25 protein-coding genes are annotated in these 21,344 nt (G+C 61.6%); all 25 read left to right on the forward strand.

Annotated features, from left to right (window positions below; all coding sequences use genetic code 11):
- Nucleotides 1–177 precede the first annotated feature (177 nt).
- The 25 genes from M8744_RS01735 to gph all read left to right on the forward strand — a co-directional run bounded on the left by M8744_RS01735 (nucleotide 178) and on the right by gph (nucleotide 21,340).
- Nucleotides 178–543: an NADH-quinone oxidoreductase subunit A gene (locus M8744_RS01735; protein WP_251408445.1), complete on the forward strand. Its 366-nt coding sequence runs from the start codon at nucleotides 178–180 to the stop codon at nucleotides 541–543.
- Complete coding sequence (locus M8744_RS01740) at nucleotides 534–1,151, forward strand: NuoB/complex I 20 kDa subunit family protein (RefSeq protein WP_251408448.1); 618 nt, start codon at nucleotides 534–536, stop codon at nucleotides 1,149–1,151. The genes M8744_RS01735 and M8744_RS01740 overlap by 10 nt, the downstream gene beginning before the upstream one ends.
- Nucleotides 1,148–1,762: an NADH-quinone oxidoreductase subunit C gene (locus M8744_RS01745; RefSeq protein WP_251408451.1), complete on the forward strand. Its 615-nt coding sequence runs from the start codon at nucleotides 1,148–1,150 to the stop codon at nucleotides 1,760–1,762. Before M8744_RS01740 ends, M8744_RS01745 begins: the two co-directional genes overlap by 4 nt.
- Nucleotides 1,759–1,962: a hypothetical protein gene (locus M8744_RS01750; RefSeq protein WP_251408455.1), complete on the forward strand. Its 204-nt coding sequence runs from the start codon at nucleotides 1,759–1,761 to the stop codon at nucleotides 1,960–1,962. Before M8744_RS01745 ends, M8744_RS01750 begins: the two co-directional genes overlap by 4 nt.
- On the forward strand, nucleotides 1,959–3,182 hold the full coding sequence (locus tag M8744_RS01755; RefSeq protein WP_251408458.1) for an NADH-quinone oxidoreductase subunit D: 1,224 nt from the start codon (nucleotides 1,959–1,961) through the stop codon (nucleotides 3,180–3,182). The genes M8744_RS01750 and M8744_RS01755 overlap by 4 nt, the downstream gene beginning before the upstream one ends.
- Nucleotides 3,182–3,493 (forward strand): hypothetical protein, encoded by a 312-nt coding sequence (locus tag M8744_RS01760; RefSeq protein WP_251410001.1) that lies wholly within the window; start codon nucleotides 3,182–3,184, stop codon nucleotides 3,491–3,493. Before M8744_RS01755 ends, M8744_RS01760 begins: the two co-directional genes overlap by 1 nt.
- On the forward strand, nucleotides 3,493–4,671 hold the full coding sequence (locus tag M8744_RS01765; RefSeq protein ID WP_251408461.1) for an NADH-quinone oxidoreductase subunit E: 1,179 nt from the start codon (nucleotides 3,493–3,495) through the stop codon (nucleotides 4,669–4,671). The genes M8744_RS01760 and M8744_RS01765 overlap by 1 nt, the downstream gene beginning before the upstream one ends.
- 12 nt (nucleotides 4,672–4,683) lie before the next feature.
- Nucleotides 4,684–4,905 carry a DUF5337 domain-containing protein gene (locus tag M8744_RS01770; RefSeq protein ID WP_251408464.1) on the forward strand — a complete coding sequence of 74 codons (222 nt, stop codon included), beginning with the start codon at nucleotides 4,684–4,686 and terminating at the stop codon, nucleotides 4,903–4,905.
- A gap of 4 nt (nucleotides 4,906–4,909) precedes the next feature.
- On the forward strand, nucleotides 4,910–6,208 hold the full coding sequence (gene nuoF, locus M8744_RS01775) for an NADH-quinone oxidoreductase subunit NuoF (protein WP_251408467.1): 1,299 nt from the start codon (nucleotides 4,910–4,912) through the stop codon (nucleotides 6,206–6,208).
- Nucleotides 6,209–6,213: 5 nt separating this feature from the next.
- Nucleotides 6,214–6,555 carry a hypothetical protein gene (locus tag M8744_RS01780; RefSeq protein WP_251408470.1) on the forward strand — a complete coding sequence of 114 codons (342 nt, stop codon included), beginning with the start codon at nucleotides 6,214–6,216 and terminating at the stop codon, nucleotides 6,553–6,555.
- Between the two features lie 59 nt (nucleotides 6,556–6,614).
- The gene (locus M8744_RS01785) at nucleotides 6,615–7,028 is read left to right on the forward strand and encodes a DUF5333 domain-containing protein (RefSeq protein ID WP_251408473.1); all 414 of its coding nucleotides are present in this window, start codon (nucleotides 6,615–6,617) and stop codon (nucleotides 7,026–7,028) included.
- 6 nt (nucleotides 7,029–7,034) lie between these two features.
- Nucleotides 7,035–9,017 (forward strand): NADH-quinone oxidoreductase subunit NuoG, encoded by a 1,983-nt coding sequence (gene nuoG, locus M8744_RS01790; protein WP_251408476.1) that lies wholly within the window; start codon nucleotides 7,035–7,037, stop codon nucleotides 9,015–9,017.
- On the forward strand, nucleotides 9,017–9,427 hold the full coding sequence (locus M8744_RS01795; RefSeq protein WP_434481338.1) for a YNQ4 family lipoprotein: 411 nt from the start codon (nucleotides 9,017–9,019) through the stop codon (nucleotides 9,425–9,427). The genes nuoG and M8744_RS01795 overlap by 1 nt, the downstream gene beginning before the upstream one ends.
- Nucleotides 9,428–9,436: 9 nt before the next feature.
- On the forward strand, nucleotides 9,437–10,468 hold the full coding sequence (nuoH, locus tag M8744_RS01800; RefSeq protein ID WP_251408479.1) for an NADH-quinone oxidoreductase subunit NuoH: 1,032 nt from the start codon (nucleotides 9,437–9,439) through the stop codon (nucleotides 10,466–10,468).
- A 12-nt stretch (nucleotides 10,469–10,480) separates the two neighbouring features.
- The gene (nuoI, locus tag M8744_RS01805; protein ID WP_251408482.1) at nucleotides 10,481–10,975 is read left to right on the forward strand and encodes an NADH-quinone oxidoreductase subunit NuoI; all 495 of its coding nucleotides are present in this window, start codon (nucleotides 10,481–10,483) and stop codon (nucleotides 10,973–10,975) included.
- The gene (locus M8744_RS01810) at nucleotides 10,972–11,379 is read left to right on the forward strand and encodes a carboxymuconolactone decarboxylase family protein (RefSeq protein ID WP_251408485.1); all 408 of its coding nucleotides are present in this window, start codon (nucleotides 10,972–10,974) and stop codon (nucleotides 11,377–11,379) included. Before nuoI ends, M8744_RS01810 begins: the two co-directional genes overlap by 4 nt.
- A complete protein-coding gene (locus M8744_RS01815; protein ID WP_251408488.1) occupies nucleotides 11,376–11,984 on the forward strand; it encodes an NADH-quinone oxidoreductase subunit J in 609 nt (202 codons plus the stop codon). Before M8744_RS01810 ends, M8744_RS01815 begins: the two co-directional genes overlap by 4 nt.
- A 72-nt stretch (nucleotides 11,985–12,056) precedes the next feature.
- Nucleotides 12,057–12,362 (forward strand): NADH-quinone oxidoreductase subunit NuoK, encoded by a 306-nt coding sequence (nuoK, locus tag M8744_RS01820; RefSeq protein ID WP_251408491.1) that lies wholly within the window; start codon nucleotides 12,057–12,059, stop codon nucleotides 12,360–12,362.
- A gap of 6 nt (nucleotides 12,363–12,368) precedes the next feature.
- Nucleotides 12,369–14,435: an NADH-quinone oxidoreductase subunit L gene (nuoL, locus tag M8744_RS01825; protein WP_251408493.1), complete on the forward strand. Its 2,067-nt coding sequence runs from the start codon at nucleotides 12,369–12,371 to the stop codon at nucleotides 14,433–14,435.
- The gene (locus M8744_RS01830; protein ID WP_251408496.1) at nucleotides 14,435–15,979 is read left to right on the forward strand and encodes an NADH-quinone oxidoreductase subunit M; all 1,545 of its coding nucleotides are present in this window, start codon (nucleotides 14,435–14,437) and stop codon (nucleotides 15,977–15,979) included. The genes nuoL and M8744_RS01830 overlap by 1 nt, the downstream gene beginning before the upstream one ends.
- A 13-nt stretch (nucleotides 15,980–15,992) precedes the next feature.
- Entirely contained in the window at nucleotides 15,993–17,432 is a 1,440-nt protein-coding gene (gene nuoN, locus M8744_RS01835; protein WP_251408499.1) for an NADH-quinone oxidoreductase subunit NuoN, read from the forward strand.
- Between the two features lie 63 nt (nucleotides 17,433–17,495).
- Entirely contained in the window at nucleotides 17,496–18,272 is a 777-nt protein-coding gene (locus tag M8744_RS01840; RefSeq protein WP_251408502.1) for a biotin--[acetyl-CoA-carboxylase] ligase, read from the forward strand.
- Nucleotides 18,256–19,035, forward strand: coding sequence for a type III pantothenate kinase (locus tag M8744_RS01845; RefSeq protein ID WP_251408505.1), 780 nt, complete (start codon nucleotides 18,256–18,258; stop codon nucleotides 19,033–19,035). The genes M8744_RS01840 and M8744_RS01845 overlap by 17 nt, the downstream gene beginning before the upstream one ends.
- Complete coding sequence (locus M8744_RS01850; RefSeq protein ID WP_251408508.1) at nucleotides 19,032–20,699, forward strand: ribonuclease J; 1,668 nt, start codon at nucleotides 19,032–19,034, stop codon at nucleotides 20,697–20,699. Before M8744_RS01845 ends, M8744_RS01850 begins: the two co-directional genes overlap by 4 nt.
- Complete coding sequence (gene gph / locus M8744_RS01855) at nucleotides 20,696–21,340, forward strand: phosphoglycolate phosphatase (RefSeq protein ID WP_251408511.1); 645 nt, start codon at nucleotides 20,696–20,698, stop codon at nucleotides 21,338–21,340. The genes M8744_RS01850 and gph overlap by 4 nt, the downstream gene beginning before the upstream one ends.
- The last annotated feature ends 4 nt before the right edge of the window (nucleotides 21,341–21,344 follow it).

The raw sequence follows: 21,344 nt of genomic DNA on the forward strand, positions 1-21,344 counted from the left end.
TTTTTTGTCGAAAACCAGAGGTGTGCCATTGTATACATAGGCGAAACATATACACTTTCCGCAATGCGAATGTGATCTGCGTTCGGTTGACCCCGGCAAGGGGCAGGGGTAAACCCCAGCACGAGACACTGTCGCCAGCAGTCTGCACGCCTTGCCGTGTCTGAAAGGAGCCGTTCCGTGGAAGAAATGCTGCGGGAATACCTTCCCATACTTGTTTTCCTTGGGCTTGCCATTGCCATTGGTCTTGTCCTGATTTTGGCCGCCATCGTGCTTGCCGTGCGCAACCCCGACCCCGAAAAGGTCAGCGCCTATGAATGCGGCTTCAACGCGTTCGACGACGCGCGCATGAAATTCGACGTGCGGTTCTACCTGGTGTCGATCCTGTTCATCATTTTCGACCTCGAAATCGCGATGCTGTTTCCCTGGGCGGTGGCGTTTCAGGACATCAGCATGGTCGCGTTCTGGTCCATGATGGTGTTCCTGGGCGTGCTGACCATCGGCTTTGCCTACGAATGGAAGAAAGGGGCCTTGGAATGGGAGTGAGCGACGATAAACCGCTTGTCACCGACGTGCAGGGCGACGGGCAGCAAACGGCCCGCACGAAATCTGCCCCCTCGGTCAAGTCGCCCTATGGTGCCTATAGTGCCGGGGGTGACAAGGATGTGGCGACACAGGCGCTGAACCGCGAATTGCAAGACAAGGGCTTTCTGCTGACCGCGTCGGAAGACCTGGTCAACTGGGCGCGCACGGGCAGCCTGCACTGGATGACCTTTGGTCTGGCCTGTTGCGCGGTCGAGATGATGCATACCTCGATGCCGCGCTACGACGCGGAACGCTTTGGTATCGCGCCGCGCGCCAGCCCGCGCCAGTCGGACGTGATGATCGTGGCAGGCACCCTGACCAACAAGATGGCCCCCGCGCTGCGCAAGGTCTATGACCAGATGCCCGAGCCGCGTTACGTGGTGTCGATGGGCAGCTGCGCCAATGGCGGCGGCTATTACCATTACAGCTATTCGGTGGTACGCGGTTGCGACCGCATCGTGCCGGTAGACATTTACGTGCCTGGCTGCCCGCCGACGGCCGAGGCGCTGCTTTACGGCATCCTGCAACTGGCCCGCAAGATCCGCCGCACGGGGACGATCGTAAGATGAATGATGATGCGTTGACAGACCTGGCCACCCATATCGAAACCAAGCGGCCCGATTGCATTCTGGGCTGGGGCATCGCCAATGGCGAGCTGACGATGGAGGTGGCGCCGGCCAACATCGCGGGCCTGGTCGAGTTCCTGAAATCCGACCCGACCTGCAAGTTCTCGACCCTCGTGGATATCACCGCTGTCGATTGGCCCGAACGGCCCCGGCGGTTCGAAATGGTCTATCACTTCCTGTCGATGTACCAGAACCACCGTGTGCGGTTGAAAATGGCCGTGCGCGAAGATGAAATGGTGGCCTCGATCACTGGAACGCATCCAAGCGCGGACTGGTTCGAGCGGGAAGTGTTCGACATGTTCGGCATCCTGTTCACGGGGCATCCCGACCTGCGCCGCATCCTGACCGATTACGGGTTCCGAGGGCATCCGCTGCGCAAGGATTTCCCGACCACTGGCTATACCGAGGTAAGGTATGACGACACGCTCAAACGCGTCGTCTATGAACCCGTAAACCTGGTGCAAGAGTATCGTCAGTTCGATTTCATGAGCCCATGGGAGGGTGCGGAATACATCCTGCCGGGCGACGAAAAGGGCGAGGAGGCCAAGAAATGATGGGTGGATATGGCATGGGCGGTGGCGGCCTGCTGGGGCTTTTGATCATTGGTTTGCTGGTCATCGTGCCATTCTGGCGGCTTTTGCCCCGCTTCGGAATTCCGAACTGGGTGGCGATTTTCACGATTGTCCCGTTTGTCGCGCTGATCCTGCTGTGGGTCATGGCCTTCAAGGACAAGATCGACGGAGGCCGTGCATGATGGACGGCTCCAAAGGTTTCGAAGACGCCCTGACGGGCGAGCAGAAGATCCGCAATTTCAACATAAATTTCGGCCCCCAGCACCCGGCGGCGCACGGTGTGCTGCGTTTGGTGATGGAGTTGGACGGCGAGATCGTTGAACGCTGCGATCCGCATATCGGCCTGCTGCATCGCGGCACCGAGAAGCTGATGGAAAGCCGGACATATCTTCAGAACCTGCCTTATTTCGACCGGCTTGATTACGTCGGCACGATGAACCAGGAACATGCCTGGGTTTTGGCCATCGAGAAGCTGACCGACACCGCGGTGCCGCGCCGTGCCTCGCTGATCCGTGTTCTGTACTGCGAAATCGGGCGAATCCTGAACCACCTGCTGAACGTGACCACGCAGGCGCTGGACGTGGGCGCGCTGACCCCGCCGCTTTGGGGGTTCGAAGAACGCGAAAAGCTGATGATCTTTTACGAGCGGGCCTGCGGCGCGCGTCTGCACGCAGCCTATTTCCGCCCCGGTGGCGTGCACCAGGATCTGCCCCCCGAACTGATCGACGATATCGACGCCTGGGCCGAGGTTTTCCCCAAGGTTCTGGACGATATCGAGGGGCTTTTGACCGAGAACCGCATCTTCAAGCAGCGTAACGTCGATATCGGCGTCGTGACCGAGGAAGATATCCAGAACTACGCCTTCTCCGGCGTGATGGTGCGCGGCTCGGGGCTGGCTTGGGATCTGCGTCGGGCGCAGCCTTACGAATGCTACGACGAGTTCGATTTCCAGATTCCGGTCGGCACCAATGGCGATTGTTACGACCGTTACCTGTGCCGGGTGGCCGAGATGCGCGAAAGCGCCAAGATCATCCGCCAGGCATGTGACAAGCTGCGCATGCCCGAGAACCAGGGGGAGATCCTGTCGCGCGGCAAGATCACCCCGCCAAAACGGGGCGAGATGAAGACCTCGATGGAGGCGCTTATCCATCATTTCAAGCTTTATACCGAGGGGTTCCACGTGCCCGAGGGCGAAGTTTACGCCTGCGTCGAGGCGCCCAAGGGCGAATTCGGTGTCTACCTGGTGGCCGATGGCAGCAACCGGCCCTACCGCGCCAAGATCCGCGCGCCGGGCTATCCGCATCTGCAGGCAATGGACCATGTGTGCCGCGGGCACCAACTGGCCGATGCCAGCGCCATTCTCGGATCGCTCGATGTCGTGTTTGGGGAGATTGACCGGTGATGATCTTTACCAGCGTGAAACCGAGCATCCCTGCGCCCCGCGTATTTGCCGGCCTTGCCGTGGCAGGGCTGCTTGCCGCCTGCGCGATACCGCCACAGGGTGTCAGCACCCAGAACATCGCCGATTTCGATGCCGCTGTCGCCTCGATCGAATGCCGTTTGGTGACCGAGGCCGATTACCTTGCCGTCGAATTGCAGACCGGCCTGCCGCGCGAGAAAGTGCTGGAACTTGCCAAATACAAACTTGCCGCTGACCAGGCCCAGAGCCTTGAAAGCGGCGGGATCGCCCTGACGACCGGAGCTTGTGCCTGATGTTGCGCCGCCTTTACCACGAACAGCCCGACAGCTTTGCCTTTACGCCCGAGAACCTTGCCTGGGCCGAGGCGCAGATCACCAAATACCCCGAAGGTCGCCAGGCCAGCGCCATCATTCCGCTTTTGTGGCGCGCGCAGGAACAAGAGGGCTGGCTTAGCCGTAAGGCGATCGAGACGGTGGCGGACATGCTGGGCCTGGCGCATATTCGTGCGCTCGAGGTTGCGACTTTCTATTTCATGTTCCAATTGCAGCCGGTTGGTGCGGTCGCGCATATCCAGGTATGCGGCACCACGTCCTGCATGATCTGCGGCGCCGAAGACCTGATTGCCGTGTGCCGCGAAAAGATCGCGCCCAATGCGCATGAACTGTCCGAAGACGGCAAGCTGAGCTGGGAAGAGGTGGAATGCCTGGGCGCTTGCGCCAACGCGCCCATGGCCCAGATCGGCAAGGATTATTACGAGGACCTGACCGCCGAACGCTTTGGCGAGATCATCGACGCCTTTAGCGCGGGCGAGGTGCCCACGCCCGGGCCGCAGAATGGTCGCTACGCGTCTGAACCCGCGTCTGGGCTGACCAGCCTGAAAGATCATGAAAGCGGACGGATGCCGCAAAATGCGAGCGTTGCGCTGGCGGCGGAACTGGGCGACACCGTCAAGCGTATCGACGGAACCGAGGTGCCGATCCTGACTCCTTGGCTGTCGGGCAAGACGAGCCGCGCGCCTGCCGGGGGCAAAACGGGTATCGGCGCGGACAAGGCCGACCGTTCGAACGGTCACACCGCCGACGAAACCGGCATCCAGAAGCAGCAGGCCCCGGCCAAGACCGCAGCCAAACCCGCCGCCAAGGCCAAGGCCGCGCCCACGCCGGTGCCGGCCGACGAAGATACCGGCGCCAAGCCTGAAACGCTGTCGGCCCCGCGTGGCGGTGCGGCCGATAACCTGAAAGAAATCAAGGGCGTCGGCCCCAAGCTTGAAAAAATGCTGAATGAGATGGGCTTTTACCATTTCGACCAGATCGCCGGCTGGACCGCGGACGAGGTTGCATGGGTCGATGCGAACCTGACGGGTTTCAAGGGGCGGGTCAGCCGTGACGACTGGGTGGCGCAGGCCAAGATCCTGGCCGCAGGTGGGGATACCGAGTTTTCCAAGCGCGTCGACAAGGGCGACGTGTACTGACGAAGGTGGGCAATGGCGGATACGGAACGACAACAGGCACGCAAGGGGCGGCGTACGGCCATCCTGATCGCGGGCACCGGGATGTTCTGGATTCTTGCCACGCTCATCGGGGCGGAAATGGGGTGGAGCATGCGCACCCGCGCATTGTTCGACCTGATCGCTTTGGCCGGGTTCGTTCTGGCCATCGTGATGATCTATCAAATCTGGCGCGCGCGCCAAAACGATCAGAGGTAAGCGGATGCTGAAAGACGAAGACAGGATCTTTACCAATATCTACGGTATGCATGACCGCACGCTGAAAGGCGCGCAGTCCCGTGGGCATTGGGACGGCACCGCCGGTCTGATCCAGAAGGGCCGCGACTGGATCATCGACGAGATGAAGGCATCGGGCCTGCGCGGGCGTGGCGGTGCCGGCTTTCCCACCGGGTTGAAATGGTCTTTCATGCCCAAGGAAAGCGACGGGCGCCCGGCCTACCTGGTGGTCAATGCCGACGAATCCGAGCCCGGCACCTGCAAGGACCGTGAAATCATGCGCCACGATCCGCACACGCTGATCGAAGGGTGCCTGGTCGCCAGTTTCGCGATGAACGCGCATGCCTGTTATATCTATATTCGCGGTGAATACATTCGCGAGCGCGAGGCCCTGCAAGCCGCGATCGACGAGGCATACGAGGCCGGGCTGCTGGGCAAAAACGCCGCCGGCAGCGGTTGGGATTTCGACCTTTACCTCCATCACGGCGCGGGCGCCTATATCTGTGGCGAGGAAACCGCGCTGCTGGAAAGCCTCGAAGGCAAGAAGGGGATGCCCCGGATGAAGCCGCCGTTCCCGGCGGGGGCGGGCCTTTATGGCTGCCCGACGACGGTGAACAACGTTGAATCCATCGCCGTTGTGCCCACGATCCTGCGGCGCGGCGCGTCCTGGTTTGCCGGGTTTGGCCGCCAGAACAACGCGGGCACCAAGCTGTTCGCGGTCTCGGGCCATGTAAACAACCCGTGCGTCGTGGAAGAGGCGATGTCGATCACCTTTGAGGAGTTGATCGAAAAGCATTGCGGCGGCATCCGCGGCGGATGGGATAACCTGAAGGCCGTTATCCCGGGTGGGTCGTCTGTGCCATGCGTGCGCGGCGAAAGCATGCGCGACGCCATCATGGATTTCGATTACCTGCGCGGCGAGTTGGGCAGCGGTCTTGGCACGGCGGCGGTGATCGTGATGGACAAGCAGACCGATATCATCAAGGCGATCTGGCGGCTGGCCAAGTTCTACAAACACGAAAGCTGTGGCCAGTGCACGCCCTGCCGCGAAGGCACTGGCTGGATGATGCGGGTGATGGAGCGCCTGGTGCGGGGCGAGGCCGAGGTCGAGGAAATCGACATGCTGTTCGACGTGACCAAGCAGGTCGAGGGCCACACGATCTGTGCGCTTGGCGATGCGGCGGCCTGGCCGATCCAAGGCCTGATCCGCAATTTCCGCGACGAGATCGAGGACCGGATCAAGGCACAGAAATCGGGCCGTAGCGGCGCCATGGCAGCGGAGTGACATCCATGATCGGGGCATATCCACGCAAGCTTGGTTTTGCATTTTGCGCTGCACTGTTCGTGGCGGGATGCGGAGATGAAACCACACAGACCTTTGATGGCATGACATTCCGCGCCTCGCTGGATGCCGACCGCGAGGCCCCGCATGATTTCGTGGTCGAAGTGCGCGATGCCGGGAAATCGCTGGCAGGCGCGCGCGAGGCAGGCCGCTACGAGGCAGTGCGTTACTGTATCGAAACTTTCGGAAACTCGCGCATGACGTGGCTACAGGGGCCGGATGCCGATGATGCCGATCTGCGCATCGAGAATGGCAACCTGATCATGCAAGGGCAATGCGCCGGATGGTGACCCGCTTGTCATATCAGTGGCCTGCGGGCCGGGCGCGCGCTGGTTTGGCGTGGGCACGCTTGCGGTATGGTCTGCGCCTGACGCTGGCGGCGGCTGCGTTGACGGCCGGTCTTGCCAACGCGGCGCTGGCTTTGCAGCCGCTGCGCGATGTGCCCGAGATTGACGACAACATGCTGTGGGTGGCACTGGCCATCGAAATCAGCGACCGCTGCGACAGCATCGCGCCGCGCAGGCTCAAGGGGCTGTCTTTCCTGTGGGAACTTAAGGAACGCGCCAGCGACCTGGGCTATTCCGATGATGTGATCCGCGCCTATGTCGACAGCGAAGCCGAGAAAGACCGCATCCGCGAGCGCGGCGAAGAGTACATGCGCGTCCGCGGGCTGGACCCGACGAATGATGACGACCTGTGCGAACTGGGGCGTGACGAAATTCAGAAGGGTAGCCAGATCGGCGCCTTCCTAAGAGCGAAGTGAGGACCAATGACGGATCTCCGCAAGATTATCATCGACGATAACGAGATCGAGGTGGAAGGGGCGATGACCCTTATCCAGGCCTGTGAGCAGGCCGGTATCGAGGTGCCGCGCTTTTGCTATCACGAGCGTCTTTCGATCGCGGGCAACTGCCGCATGTGCCTGGTCGAGGTGGTCGGCGGCCCGCCCAAGCCCGCAGCCAGTTGCGCGATGCAGGTGCGCGACCTGCGCCCGGGCCCCGAAGGCCAGCCGCCGGTGGTCAAGACGAACTCGCCCATGGTCAAGAAGGCCCGCGAGGGCGTGATGGAATTCCTGCTGATCAACCACCCGCTCGATTGCCCGATCTGCGACCAGGGTGGTGAATGTGACCTGCAAGACCAGGCAATGGCCTATGGCGTGGATTTCAGCCGCTACCGCGAACCCAAGCGCGCGGTGGAAGACCTGGACCTGGGGCCGCTGGTCGAAACCCACATGACGCGTTGCATTTCCTGCACGCGCTGCGTGCGCTTTACCACCGAGGTGGCGGGCATCAGCCAAATGGGCCAGACCGGCCGGGGCGAGGATGCCGAGATTACCGCCTACCTGGGCGAGACGCTCGACAGCAACTTGCAAGGCAATATCATCGACTTGTGCCCGGTGGGGGCCCTGGTGTCGAAACCCTATGCCTTTACCGCCCGCCCGTGGGAACTGACCAAGACCGAAACCATCGACGTGATGGATGCGCTTGGTTCCAGCATCCGGGTGGACACGAAGGGGCGCGAGGTCATGCGCATCCTGCCGCGCAACCATGACGGCGTGAACGAGGAATGGATTTCCGACAAGACGCGTTTTGTCTGGGATGGGCTGCGTCGACAGCGTCTGGACCGCCCCTACGTGCGCGAAAACGGCAAGCTGCGCCCGGCCAATTGGGGCGAAGCCCTGGCCAAGGCGGGCGAGGCGATCAAGGGCGCGACCAAGCTGGCCGGGCTTGTGGGTGATCTTGCCCCGGTCGAGGCTGCGTATGCGCTGAAACAGTTGATCGAGGGGCAGGGCGGTGTCGTGGAATGCCGCACCGATGGCGCGAAACTGCCCGCTGGGAACCGGTCGGCCTATGTCGGCAACGTCGCGGTCGAAGATATCGAGGACGCCCGGCAGATCATCCTGGTCGGCACCAACCCGCGTGAAGAAGCGCCTGTGCTGAACGCGCGTATCCGCAAGGCCTGGCTTAAAGGGGCCGAGGTGGTCGTGGTCGGGCCGGCGGTTGACCTGACTTATGATGTCACGCATGCGGGCACCGATCGCAAGGCTCTGACCGGGCTGAAGCCACAAGACGATGCCATCGTGATCGTCGGACAAGGTGCGCTGAACGAAGCGGATGGTGCTGCCGTTCTGGCCGCGGCTCAGGCCCTGACCGGCCGGATGCTGGTGCTGCACACCGCCGCATCCCGCGTGGGTGCGATGGATGCGGGCGCCACCGCCGAACGTTGCATGGAAGCCGTGCAAGAGGCCGACGTGATCTTCAACCTTGGCGCCGATGAGGTCGAGATCGGCGCAGGGGCCTTTGTCATCTACCAGGGCAGCCATGGCGACCGGGGCGCGCATCGCGCCGACGTTATCCTGCCCGGTGCCGCCTATACCGAGGAGCAGGGCCTGTTCGTGAATACCGAGGGCCGCCCGCAACTGGCGCTGCGCGCCGGTTTCGCGCCGGGCGAAGCCAAGGAAAACTGGGCCATCCTGCGCGCGCTGTCCGGCGAGATCGACGCGACACAGCCTTGGGACAGTCTTGCCCAGTTGCGACAGGCGTTGGTGGTCGAAGTGCCGCACCTGGCCCAGATCGACACGGTGCCCGAAAACGACTGGCAACTGCTGCCGAAGGGCAGCCTGGGTGCTGCGGATTTCCGCTACGTGATAAAGGATTTCTACCTGACCAACCCGATCGCGCGGGCAAGCGAGCTGATGGCCGAGCTGAGCCGCAATGCGCAGGCGCGCGCAATGGAGATGGCGGCCGAGTGATGCGCGCGGCGGTTGTCATATCGCCGCTTGCCGGCGCGGTGCTGGCCGGTTGCATGACCTCGCAAGAGGCCATGACTGAAACGCGTCTGGCCGCGCCCGAAGGGGCGGTGTATGAGGGCGTGCAAACCCGGCTGCTGGATGGCGAACTGGTGAATTTCATCGTCACCATGCGCGGCGCGCGCGGGCCCGACGATGTGACGGCCTATGCCGAATGTGCCGCCGCGCAATACGCCGTTATCCGCGGCTTTGGTTTTGCGCGGCAGTTGCGCACGACGGTGGATGAGAATAACGGGCGCTGGACGGGCGATGCGGTCTATACGATCTCGCCCGCGCTGCCCCGGGGCACGCGCACCATCGATGCCGAGGTGGTGACGGCAGCCTGCAATGAAAACGGAATACCGACGGTGTAGAGGGCAACAATGGTCGAATTCTTTACCAACACCTATCTGGGCATGTTTCTCGTCATCGTCGCGCAGATTCTGGCCTTGCTCGTGCCGCTTCTGGTGGCGCTGGCCTTCCTTATGTATGCCGACCGCAAGATCTGGGCGGCCGTCATGATGCGCCGTGGCCCCAACGTGGTGGGCGCATTTGGCCTGCTGCAGAGTTTTGCCGACTTCATCAAGTACATGGTGAAAGAGGTGGTGTTCCCCGCCGGGGCCGACCGCGCTGTTTTCCTGCTGGCACCGATGATTTCGCTGGTGATGGCGCTTGTCGCCTGGGCGGTGATCCCGTTCAACGACGGTTGGGTGATCTCGGATATCAACGTGGCCATCCTTTATGTCTTCGCGGTATCCTCGCTTGAGGTTTACGGCGTGATCATGGGGGGCTGGGCGTCGAACTCGAAATACCCGTTCCTTGGGTCGTTGCGTTCGGCTGCTCAGATGATCTCCTACGAGGTGTCGATCGGCCTGATCATCATCGGGGTGATCATCTCGACCGGGTCGATGAATTTCGGGTCGATCGTGCAGGCGCAGGATGGCAATTACGGGCTGTTCAGCTGGTACTGGCTGCCGCATTTCCCGATGCTGTTCCTGTTCTTCATCTCGGCACTGGCGGAAACCAATCGCCCACCCTTCGACCTGCCCGAGGCGGAATCGGAACTGGTGGCTGGCTACCAGGTCGAATACAGCTCGACCCCGTTCCTGCTGTTCATGATCGGTGAGCTGGTGGCCGTGGTGCTTATGTGCGCACTGGTCAGCCTGATGTTCTTTGGCGGTTGGTTGTCGCCCATCCCGGGGCTGCCCGATGGCATCCTGTGGATGGTCCTGAAGATGCTGTTCGTCTTCTTCATGTTCTCGATGGTGAAGGCGATCACGCCCCGCTACCGCTATGACCAGCTGATGCGTCTGGGTTGGAAAGTGTTCCTGCCAATGTCGCTGTTCTGGGTGGTTTTCGTGGCATTTGCCGCAAAATTCGAATGGTTCTGGGGCGCGTTCGCGCGCTGGGGCTGAGGGAGCTGATGCATGACGCAGATTGATTACAAACGCGCCGCAGGTTATTTCCTGTTGTCGGACTTCTTCCAGGGGTTCAAGCTGGGCTTTCGGTATTTCTTTGCACCGAAGGTGACCATCAATTACCCGCACGAGAAAGGCCCGCTTTCCCCGCGGTTCCGCGGTGAGCACGCCCTGCGCCGGTATCCCAATGGCGAAGAGCGCTGCATCGCGTGCAAACTGTGCGAGGCGATCTGCCCCGCGCAGGCGATCACCATCGACGCCGAACCGCGCGAGGACGGCAGCCGCCGCACCACGCGCTATGACATCGACATGACGAAATGCATCTATTGCGGCTTCTGCCAGGAGGCATGCCCCGTCGATGCCATCGTCGAGGGGCCGAATTTCGAGTTTGCCACCGAAACCCGCGAAGAGCTGTTTTACGACAAGGCCAAGCTGTTGGATAACGGCGACCGTTGGGAAGCCGAGATCGCCCGCAACCTTGAAATGGACGCGCCATACAGATGAGCGATGCGAAAACCCCTTTCGAGCTGATGATGCAGCAAGCGCAGGACATGGCGAAAGCCATGAATCCCGCCTTGGCATCGTTCGACCCGCAGGGGTTCGAAAAGATGTGGCCGACCATGCCAAGGGACATGATGGAAATGACCTTTGGCAGGGGGATCAGCAAGGACGGGCTGGATGCAAAGACCCGGCTGCTGTTGACGCTGGCGGGGCTGACGATGCAGGGCGCGCAAGCTGATGCGCAGATCCGCATGACGGTGCGCCACGCCCGCGAGGCCGGGGCAACCAAGGATGAAATCGCCGAGACCATCGCCCAGATGTCGATGTTCGCCGGCATACCCGCCATGACCCGTGCGATGGAATTTGCGCGCGAGGTGATGGACGAAGAAAAGGACGACGAGACATGACCATTGTCGCACTGGCATTTTACCTTTTCGCCATCTGCGCGATCGCGGGGGGGCTGTTCACCGTGATCAGCCGCAACCCGGTACATTCGGTGCTTTGGCTGATCCTTGCGTTTCTGTCTTCGGCGGGGCTGTTCGTGCTTCTGGGGGCGGAATTCGTGGCCATGCTGCTGGTCATCGTCTACGTGGGCGCGGTGGCTGTGCTGTTCCTGTTCGTCGTGATGATGCTGGACGTGGATTTCGCCGGGCTGAAGGCCGAGATGGCGAAATACATGCCCCTGGCGTTGCTGATCGGGCTTGTCCTGCTGATGCAGTTCGCCATTGCCTTTGGCGCTTGGGAAACGTCGCAAGGGGCCGACGCGGCGCGCGCTGCCGTCACGCCCGAAGGGATCGAGAACACAGCCGCGCTGGGTCTGCTGCTTTACGATCAGTATTTCCTGATCTTCCAACTGTCGGGCCTGATCTTGCTGGTGGCGATGATCGGGGCGATCGTGTTGACGCTGCGCCACCGCGCGGATGTCAAACGGCAGGACGTGCTGGCGCAGATGTACCGCGACCCGGCCAAGGCCATGCAGTTGAAAGACGTGAAACCGGGGCAGGGCCTCTGACGAATTGAACCGGACGGGGCACCCGCGCCAGACGGGCCCCTCATAAACCGGACGGACGATGGGACGGACACAATGATCGGACTGGAACATTATCTAACCGTGGCGGCGACGCTGTTCGTCATCGGGGTTTTCGGGCTCTTCCTGAACAGGAAGAACGTGATCATCCTGCTGATGAGCATCGAGTTGATGCTGCTGGCGGTGAACATCAACCTTGTCGCGTTCTCAAGCTACCTGGGCGACATGGTGGGGCAGGTATTCACGCTTTTCGTGTTGACCGTGGCCGCCGCCGAGGCCGCCATCGGCCTTGCGATCCTCGTGTGCTTCTTCAGGACGCGCGGCACCATCGACGTCGAAGACGTCAACGTGATGAAAGGCTGACCGATCATGGCACAGATCATTCTTTTCGCGCCCCTGATCGGGGCTTTGATCGCCGGTTTCGGCTGGCGGCTGATCGGGGAAACGGCGGCGCAGTGGCTTACCACGGGGCTTTTGTTCCTGTCGTGTCTTTTGTCTTGGGTCGTGTTCCTGACGCTGGATGCCAGCGTGACACAGCAGATCCATATTCTTGATTTCATTCGCTCGGGCACGCTTGATACCGCCTGGTCGATCCGGCTGGACCGGTTGACCGCCATCATGCTGATCGTGGTGACGAGCGTTTCGGCGCTCGTTCACCTGTATTCCTTTGGCTACATGGCGCATGACCATGCCTGGAAAGAGGGTGAGCATTACAAGGCGCGCTTTTTTGCCTACCTGTCGTTCTTTACCTTCGCCATGCTGATGCTGGTGACGGCTGACAACCTGGTCCAGATGTTCTTTGGCTGGGAAGGCGTGGGCGTCGCGTCCTACCTGCTGATCGGTTTCTACTACAAGAAACCCAGCGCAAACGCGGCCGCGATCAAGGCGTTCGTCGTCAACCGCGTGGGCGATTTCGGCTTTGTCCTGGGGATTGTCGCGCTGTATTTCCTGGTCGACAGCATCAAGATGGATGATGTCTTTGCCGCGGCACCGCAGTTGGCGGAAACCCAGCTAACCTTTCTCTGGACGGATTGGAACGCCGCGAACCTGATCGCGTTTTTGTTGTTCATCGGCGCTATGGGCAAGTCGGCGCAGCTTTTCCTGCACACCTGGCTGCCTGACGCGATGGAAGGCCCGACCCCGGTGTCGGCCCTGATCCACGCGGCCACCATGGTGACGGCGGGCGTTTTCCTGGTGTGTCGCATGTCGCCGGTGTTCGAATACGCGCCCGAGGCCAAGACATTCATTGTCTATATCGGGGCCACCACCGCGTTCTTCGCCGCCACCGTGGGCCTGGTGCAGAATGACATCAAGCGCGTGATCGCCTATTCGACCTGTTCGCAGTTGGGTTACATGTTCGTGGCCGCCGGCGTGGGTGTCTATTCGGTCGCCATGTTCCACTTGCTGACCCATGCCTTTTTCAAGGCAATGCTGTTTCTGGGCGCCGGCTCTGTCATCCACGGGATGCATCACGAGCAGGACATGCGGAACTATGGCGGGCTTCGCAAGAAATTCCCGATGACGTTCTGGGCAATGCTGATCGGCACGCTGGCCATCACCGGCGTCGGGATTCCGTTGACGACGATCGGCTTTGCCGGGTTCCTGTCGAAGGATGCCGTGATCGAAAGCGCCTATGCCGGCACCAATGGCGGCTATGCCTTCTGGATGCTGGTCATCGCGGCGCTTTTCACCAGCTTCTACAGCTGGCGGTTGATGTTCCTGACCTTCTGGGGCGAGCCGCGCGGCGACAAGCACACGCATGAGCACGCCCATGAAAGCCCGACCGTGATGCTGGTGCCCTTGGGCGTTCTGGCCATCGGCGCGGTGTTCTCTGGGATGGTGTGGTACAACAGCTTCTTTGGTCACACCGATACCGTCGGCAAGTTCTTCGGCGTGCCCTATGCCGAGGCCGAGGCGCATGGCGACGCCGAGGGCGAGGCGGCAGCCGAGGGCGAGCATCATTATGTTCTGACCGGCGCGCCGGGCGAGGGTGCCATTCACGTGGCCCCAGGCAACACCGTTCTGGACGATGCGCACAAGGTGCCGAAATGGGTCAAGGTCAGCCCGTTCATCGCGATGATCCTGGGGCTGGCGGTTGCCTGGTGGTTCTACATCGTGAACCCGGCGATGCCCAAGCGCGTGGCCGAGGTGAACCGCCCGCTTTACCTGTTCCTGCTCAACAAGTGGTATTTCGACGAGATATACGACTTCGTTTTCGTGAAGCCGGCCAGATGGATCGGCGGCTTCTTCTGGAAGCGCGGCGATGGTAACGTGATCGACGGGGCGATCAATGGCGTGTCGATGGGTGTGATCCCGTTCGTCACCCGCCTCGCCGGGCGTGCCCAGTCGGGGTACATCTTTACCTATGCATTCTGGATGGTCATCGGCATCGCGGTGCTGGTGACGTGGATGTCGCTCACCGGGGGGGCACAGTAATGGACAACCTTCTTTCCATCGTCACCTTCATCCCGGCGCTGGCAGCGGCCATCCTTGCCATCTTTCTTCGCGGCGAAGACGCGGCGGCACAGCGCAATGCCAAGTGGCTGGCGATGATCGCGACCAGCGTGACCTTCCTCGTTTCGCTGTTCATCCTGGCGCAGTTCGACCCCGCCGATACCGGGTTCCAGTTCGTGGAAGAGCGTGACTGGCTGATGGGCATGACCTACAAGATGGGCGTTGACGGGATCAGCGTTCTGTTCGTTCTGCTGACCACCTTCATGATGCCGCTTGTCATCGCGGCCAGCTGGAACGTGAACAGCCGGGTCAAGGAATACATGATCGCCTTCCTGGTGTTGGAAACACTGATGCTGGGCGTTTTCATGGCGCTGGACCTGGTGCTGTTCTACCTGTTCTTCGAGGCCGGTCTGATCCCGATGTTCCTGATCATCGGGATCTGGGGCGGCAAGAACCGCATCTATGCCAGCTTCAAATTCTTCCTTTACACGTTTCTCGGTTCGGTGCTGATGCTGGTGGCCATGGTGGCGATGTATGCGGATGCGGGCACCACCGACATTCCCACGCTGATGCGGCACAGCTTCGGGTCCGAAACCTTCAGCGTGCTGGGCATCCAGGTCGTTGGCGGCTTGCAGACGCTGCTGTTCCTGGCGTTCTTTGCCAGCTTCGCGGTCAAGATGCCGATGTGGCCCGTGCATACATGGCTGCCCGATGCGCACGTTCAGGCGCCTACGGCAGGGTCGGTTGTCCTGGCGGCGATCCTGCTCAAGATGGGGGGCTATGGCTTCCTGCGTTTCTCGCTGCCCATGTTCCCTGTCGGCGCTGACGTGCTGACGCCGCTGGTGCTGTGGATGAGCGTGATCGCCATCGTCTATACCAGCCTCGTCGCGCTGGTGCAGGAGGACATGAAGAAACTGATCGCCTATTCGTCGGTTGCCCATATGGGGTATGTCACGATGGGTATCTTTGCCGCGAACCAGCAGGGGATCGACGGCGCAATCTTCCAGATGATCAGCCATGGCTTCATCTCGGGCGCGCTGTTTTTGTGCGTGGGCGTGATCTATGATCGGATGCACACCCGCGAGATCGACGCTTACGGCGGCCTCGTGAACCGTATGCCGGCCTATGCCTTGATCTTCATGTTCTTCACCATGGCGAATGTGGGCCTGCCTGGCACCAGCGGTTTCGTCGGTGAGTTCCTGACGCTGATGGGCATTTTCCAGGTCAACACATGGGTTGCGGCGGTGGCCGCAAGCGGCGTGATCCTGTCGGCAGCCTATGCGTTGTGGCTCTATCGCCGGGTGGTGCTGGGTGACCTGATCAAGGAAAGCCTGAAAACGATCAGCGACATGACCCGCCGGGAAAAGGCGATCTTTGCGCCGCTGATCTTCATGACCCTGTGGTTGGGGGTTTACCCGGCCGCGGTGACCGACATCATCGGCCCCTCGGTCGAGGCGCTGATCCAGAACTATGACATGGCCCTGGCCGATGGCGCATCTGCCACCCAGGTCGCCGCAGCGGAATAAGGACATAACGACAATGATCCAGGCTGATCTGAATATTATCCTGCCGGAAATCGTCCTGTCGGTCTTTGCGATGTCGGCCCTGGTGGGGACCGTCTATACCGCCAAGGACCGCGCCGCTGGCCTTTTGACATGGGTTACGGCCGGTGTTCTGGCGCTGGTCGCGTTGTGGATCGGGTTGACGGGCGAGGGCGTCAACGTGGCTTTCGGCGGCATGTTCCACGACGATGCCTTTGCCCGTTTCGCCAAGGTCACCATCCTGCTGAGCGCGGCGGTGGTTCTGGTCATGAGCCAGGATTACATGGCGCGTCGCGGCATGTTGCGGTTCGAATACCCGGTACTTGTTACACTGTCGGCGGTGGGCATGATGATGATGGTCAGCGCCGGCGACCTTATTGCCCTTTACATGGGGTTGGAGCTGCAATCGCTGGCTTTGTATGTCGTGGCCAGCTTGCGCCGCGATAGCATGAAATCCACCGAGGCCGGTCTGAAATACTTTATTCTTGGCGCGTTGTCCTCGGGTCTGCTGCTTTATGGCGCGTCGCTGATTTACGGCTTTGCGGGGACCACGCTGTTTTCGGGCATCATCGGGGCCGCAGGTGACGGGCAAGCGCCGCTGGGGCTGCTGTTCGGCCTGGTCTTCATGATCGCGGGGCTTGCGTTCAAGGTATCTGCCGTGCCCTTCCACATGTGGACGCCGGATGTCTACGAAGGGTCGCCCACGCCGGTCACGGCCTTTTTCGCCACGGCGCCAAAGGTCGCGGCCATGGCGCTGTTTGCCCGCGTGATGCACGATGCCTTTGGCGGTGTCAGCAACGATTGGGGGCAGATCGTGTCGTTGTTGGCGGTTCTGTCGATGTTCCTTGGCGCGATTGCCGCCATCGGCCAGACCAACATAAAACGGCTGATGGCATTTTCGTCCATCGCGCATATGGGGTACGCGATGATCGGCCTCGCAGCGGGCACCGCCCTGGGCGTCGAGGCCATGCTGATCTACATGGCGATTTACGTGACCATGAATATAGGCACCTTCGCGTTCATCATGTCGATGGAGAAAGACGGCAAGCCGGTCACCGATATCAGCGCGCTGAACATGTATGCCAAGCGCGAACCGGGCCGTGCGCTGGCCATGCTGGTGCTGATGTTCAGCCTTGCGGGCGTTCCGCCGATGCTGGGCTTTTTCGCCAAGCTGGGCGTGTGGCGCGCGGCGCTGGACGCCGACATGGTCTGGCTGGTGGTGGCATCGGCTGTCGCATCGGCCATCGGCGCCTTCTACTACCTGCGCATCGTCTACTACATGTATTTTGGTGAAGAGGGCGAAACGCTGGAAACAGGCCGTGCGCCGGTTCTGTGGGTTTGCCTGATGGGCTCGGCTGCGGTGATGGTTCTGGGTATCATAAACCTCTTCGGGATCGAGGGTGCGGCCGCCGCCGCCGCAGCGACGCTTGTCAACTAAGCGCTCCGCATATCGCACGTGGCGGCGCCCAATGGGCGCCGTTCGCGTTAGGGCACCCTGCGCATGACCTGGCCCGACGGATACGGGCGCCGCATCCTGACCGAGGTCGACAGCACCAATGCCGAGGCCGCGCGCATCGCGCCGGGCCTGGCCGGGCCCGAGTGGATACTGGCGCACCGGCAGACGGCCGGACGCGGGCGCCGGGGCCGGCCGTGGCGTGACCCCGTGGGAAATTTCGCGGCCACGCTGGTGCTGCGGCCCAAGGGACGGCCCGATCACGTGGCGCTCCTTTCCTTCGTGGCTGCGCTTGCGCTGCATGACGCGTGCAGCACGGTCACCGGCCAGCCCGCGCGTTTCGCGTTGAAATGGCCCAATGACGTGCTGCTCAACGGCGGCAAACTGGCCGGAATCTTGCTGGAAAGCATGGGAGGCACGGGGGGCGGTGTGGCACATCTGGCCATTGGTATCGGGGTCAACCTGCGCGATGTGCCAACACAGGCCACGGTTGAGCCGCAGGCGCTGCGCCCGGTTTCGCTATTGTCGGAAACCGGGGTGGCAATCACGCCCGATGATTTTCTTGACCAACTGGCGCCGGCATTTGCGCAAAGGCGGGCCCAGTTTGATACCTATGGCTTTGCGCCGATACGCGAGGCTTGGCTGGCCCGCGCGGCGCGGTTGGGGGCGCCGATCATCGCGCGCACCCTGCGCGACACGCTGGAAGGCACGTTCGAGACGATTGACGACCGGGGCAATCTGGTGCTTTTGACGGCGCAGGGCCGTGCGGCGATACCCGCGGCCGAGATTTTTTTTGAAGGGGGCGGGCATGCTTCTGGCGATTGACTGCGGCAACACCAATACGGTTTTCTCGATCTGGGACGGACAGAAATTTCTGTGCACGCTGCGCACCTCGACCCATCACGCCCGCACGGCCGATGCCTATTTCACCTGGTTTTCCACCCTCGTGAAGCATTACGGCATTGACGCGGATATCACCGATGTGGTCATTGCCTCGACCGTGCCGCGCGTGGTCTGGAACCTGCGCGTGTTCACCGACCGCTTTTTTGGCGTGCGTCCGCTGGTGGTGGGCAAGCCCGATTGCCTGCTGCCCCAACCGCCCCGCGTCGATCCGGGCACGCAGGTGGGGCCTGACCGTTTGGCCAATGCGGTGGCCGCGTTTGACAGGCACGGCGGCGACGTGGTGGTGGTGGATTTCGGCACCGCAACGAATTTCGACGTGGTCGCGGTGGATGGCGCCTATGTCGGCGGCGTGATTGCGCCGGGTGTGAATCTGAGCCTCGAGGCCCTACATATGGGAGCAGCGGCTCTGCCGCATATTGACATCACCCAGCCTGACCGTGTGATCGGCACCAATACGGTGGCCTGTATCCAGTCGGGCGTGTTCTGGGGATATACCGGGCTGATCGAGGGCATCACCGCCCGCGTGAAAGAAGAATATGGTCGCCCCATGAAAGTGGTCGGCACCGGCGGGCTTGCCCCGCTTTTCGCACAGGCCGAAGACCTGTTCGATTGCATAGAAGAAGATCTGACAATGCACGGTTTGACCGTGATATACGCGTATAACAAGGAAAACGGCAGCTTATGAGCAGCAAGAAACTGATTTACCTTCCCCTCGGCGGCGCCGGTGAAGTGGGCATGAATTGCTATGTCTACGGATATGGCCCCAAGGATGACGAGCGGCTGATCGTGGTCGACCTGGGCGTCACCTTTCCCGACATGGACGGCACGCCGGGCGTTGACCTGATCCTGCCCGACATCGCCTGGCTGGAAGAACGCCGCGACAGGATCGAGGCGATTTTCATCACCCACGCCCACGAAGATCACGTGGGCGCGGTGGGCCATTTGTATGACCGCCTGGGTGCACCGATTTATGCCCGTGCCTTTACCGCGCATATCGCGCGCGGCAAGATGGCCGAGCATGGTCATTCCGACAAGGCGGTAACCACCGTGTCGAAATGGCCCGAAACCGTGACGGCGGGGCCCTTTACCGTTGGATTCTTGCCGGTCTCGCACTCGATCCCCGAAACCAGCGCGCTGGTGATCGACACGCCCGAAGGCCGCGTGGTGCATACCGGCGATTTCAAACTGGATTCGACCCCGATCGTGGGCGAGGCATGGGACCCGGAGACTTGGGCCGAGGTCGCCAAACCCGGCATCAAGGCGCTGGTCTGCGATTCCACCAACGTCTTTTCGCCCGATCCGGGGCGGTCTGAAACCGACATTGCCGACAATCTCGAGGCCTTGATTGCCGAGGCAAACGGCATGGTGGTGGCCACCACCTTTGCCAGCAACGTCGCTCGGGTGAAAACCCTGGCCGAAGCAGGCGTGCGTGCGGGCCGCTCGATCTGCCTGATGGGGCGGGCCATGCGCAGGATGGTCGAGGCCTCTGTCACCACCGGCGTGTTGTCGGATTTTCCGTCGGTCATCAGCCCCGAGGATGCCGCGCAGACACCGCGAGAGAACGTGATGCTGGTGGTCACCGGCAGCCAGGGTGAGCGGCGCGCAGCCAGCGCGCAGTTGGCCAATGGCAAATACCTGGGCATGAAGTTGAAAGAGGGCGATTTGTTCCTGTTCTCGTCGAAAACCATCCCCGGGAATGAACGCGGTGTCATTCGCGTCATCAACGCGTTCTCGGAGATGGGCGTTGACGTGGTCGACGATCAGGGCGGGCGCTATCACGTGTCGGGCCACGCGAACCGCCCCGACCTGACGACCATGCACAAGCTGATGAAGCCGCAAGTCGTTATCCCGATGCATGGTGAACACCGCCATTTGCGCGAACATTCGAAACTGGCAAAGGCCAATGGCGTGCAATCGATCCTGGCGGTCAATGGCACGATGGTATCGCTGTCGGGCAACGCGCCGAAGGTGGCGGGCTACGTTGAAACTGGGCGCACCTACCTGGATGGCTCGGTGCAGATCGGCGCGCTGGACGGCATCGTGCGCGACCGTATTCGCATGGCGCTCAACGGGCATGTCGTGGTGTCGGTAATCCTGGACGAAAATGACGAGCCGCTGGGGGAACCCTGGTGCGAGATCAAGGGGTTGGCGGAAACCGGGCGGTCCAATGCGCCGCTGCAGGACGTGCTGGAAGAAGATCTTGACCAGTTCCTGCGCCGGGCCGGCACCAAGACCCGCGCCGATGACGACAAGTTGGAAGAGGGTCTGAAACGCATCGCGCGCAAGACCTGCATGGACGAGGTCGGGAAGAAGGCCGAAGTGACAGTGATCGTCAGCCGGCTGGAATGAAGGCTGTCGTCTTCGACCTTGACGGCACGCTGATCGACAGCTTGCCGGGCATTGCCAATGCGGCCAATACCCTTTTGCAAGAAGAGGGGCGGCCCACCTTGCCGCAGGGCGATATCGCCGGGTTTGTCGGGCTGGGGGAAATCGTGTTTCTGAAGCGGCTTATCGCGGCGGGCGGGCTTGATCCGGCGCGTTTCGACAGGCTGATGGAGCGGTTTATCCTGCATTACAAGAATGCGGCCCAAATGACCGGGGCATTTCCCGGCGCGCGCGAGGCGCTTTGTCAGTTGCGGGCCGACGGTTGGACCATTGGCCTGTGCACCAACAAGCCCACAGGGCCGTTGCGTGCGGTTCTGGATCATCTGGAACTGGATGGGGCGTTCGACACGATCGTTGCGGGTGACACGCTGGATAGGCGCAAACCCGACCCGGCGCCGCTGCGCCATACGCTTGATGGTCTTGGCGCGGCGACTGGCATCTTCGTGGGCGATAGCCCCGTGGACGCTGAAACGGCCCGGGCGGCGAACGTGCCTTTTGTGCTGTTTACCGGGGGTATCCGCACCGTCGCGTTGGACGAAATGCCCCATGACAAGGCATTCGACGATTTTTCACAGCTTCCGGCGATTTGCCGCGCGTTGATCTGACCTC

The organism is Lutimaribacter degradans, from assembly GCF_023703375.1.
GTDB lineage: Bacteria > Pseudomonadota > Alphaproteobacteria > Rhodobacterales > Rhodobacteraceae > Lutimaribacter > Lutimaribacter degradans.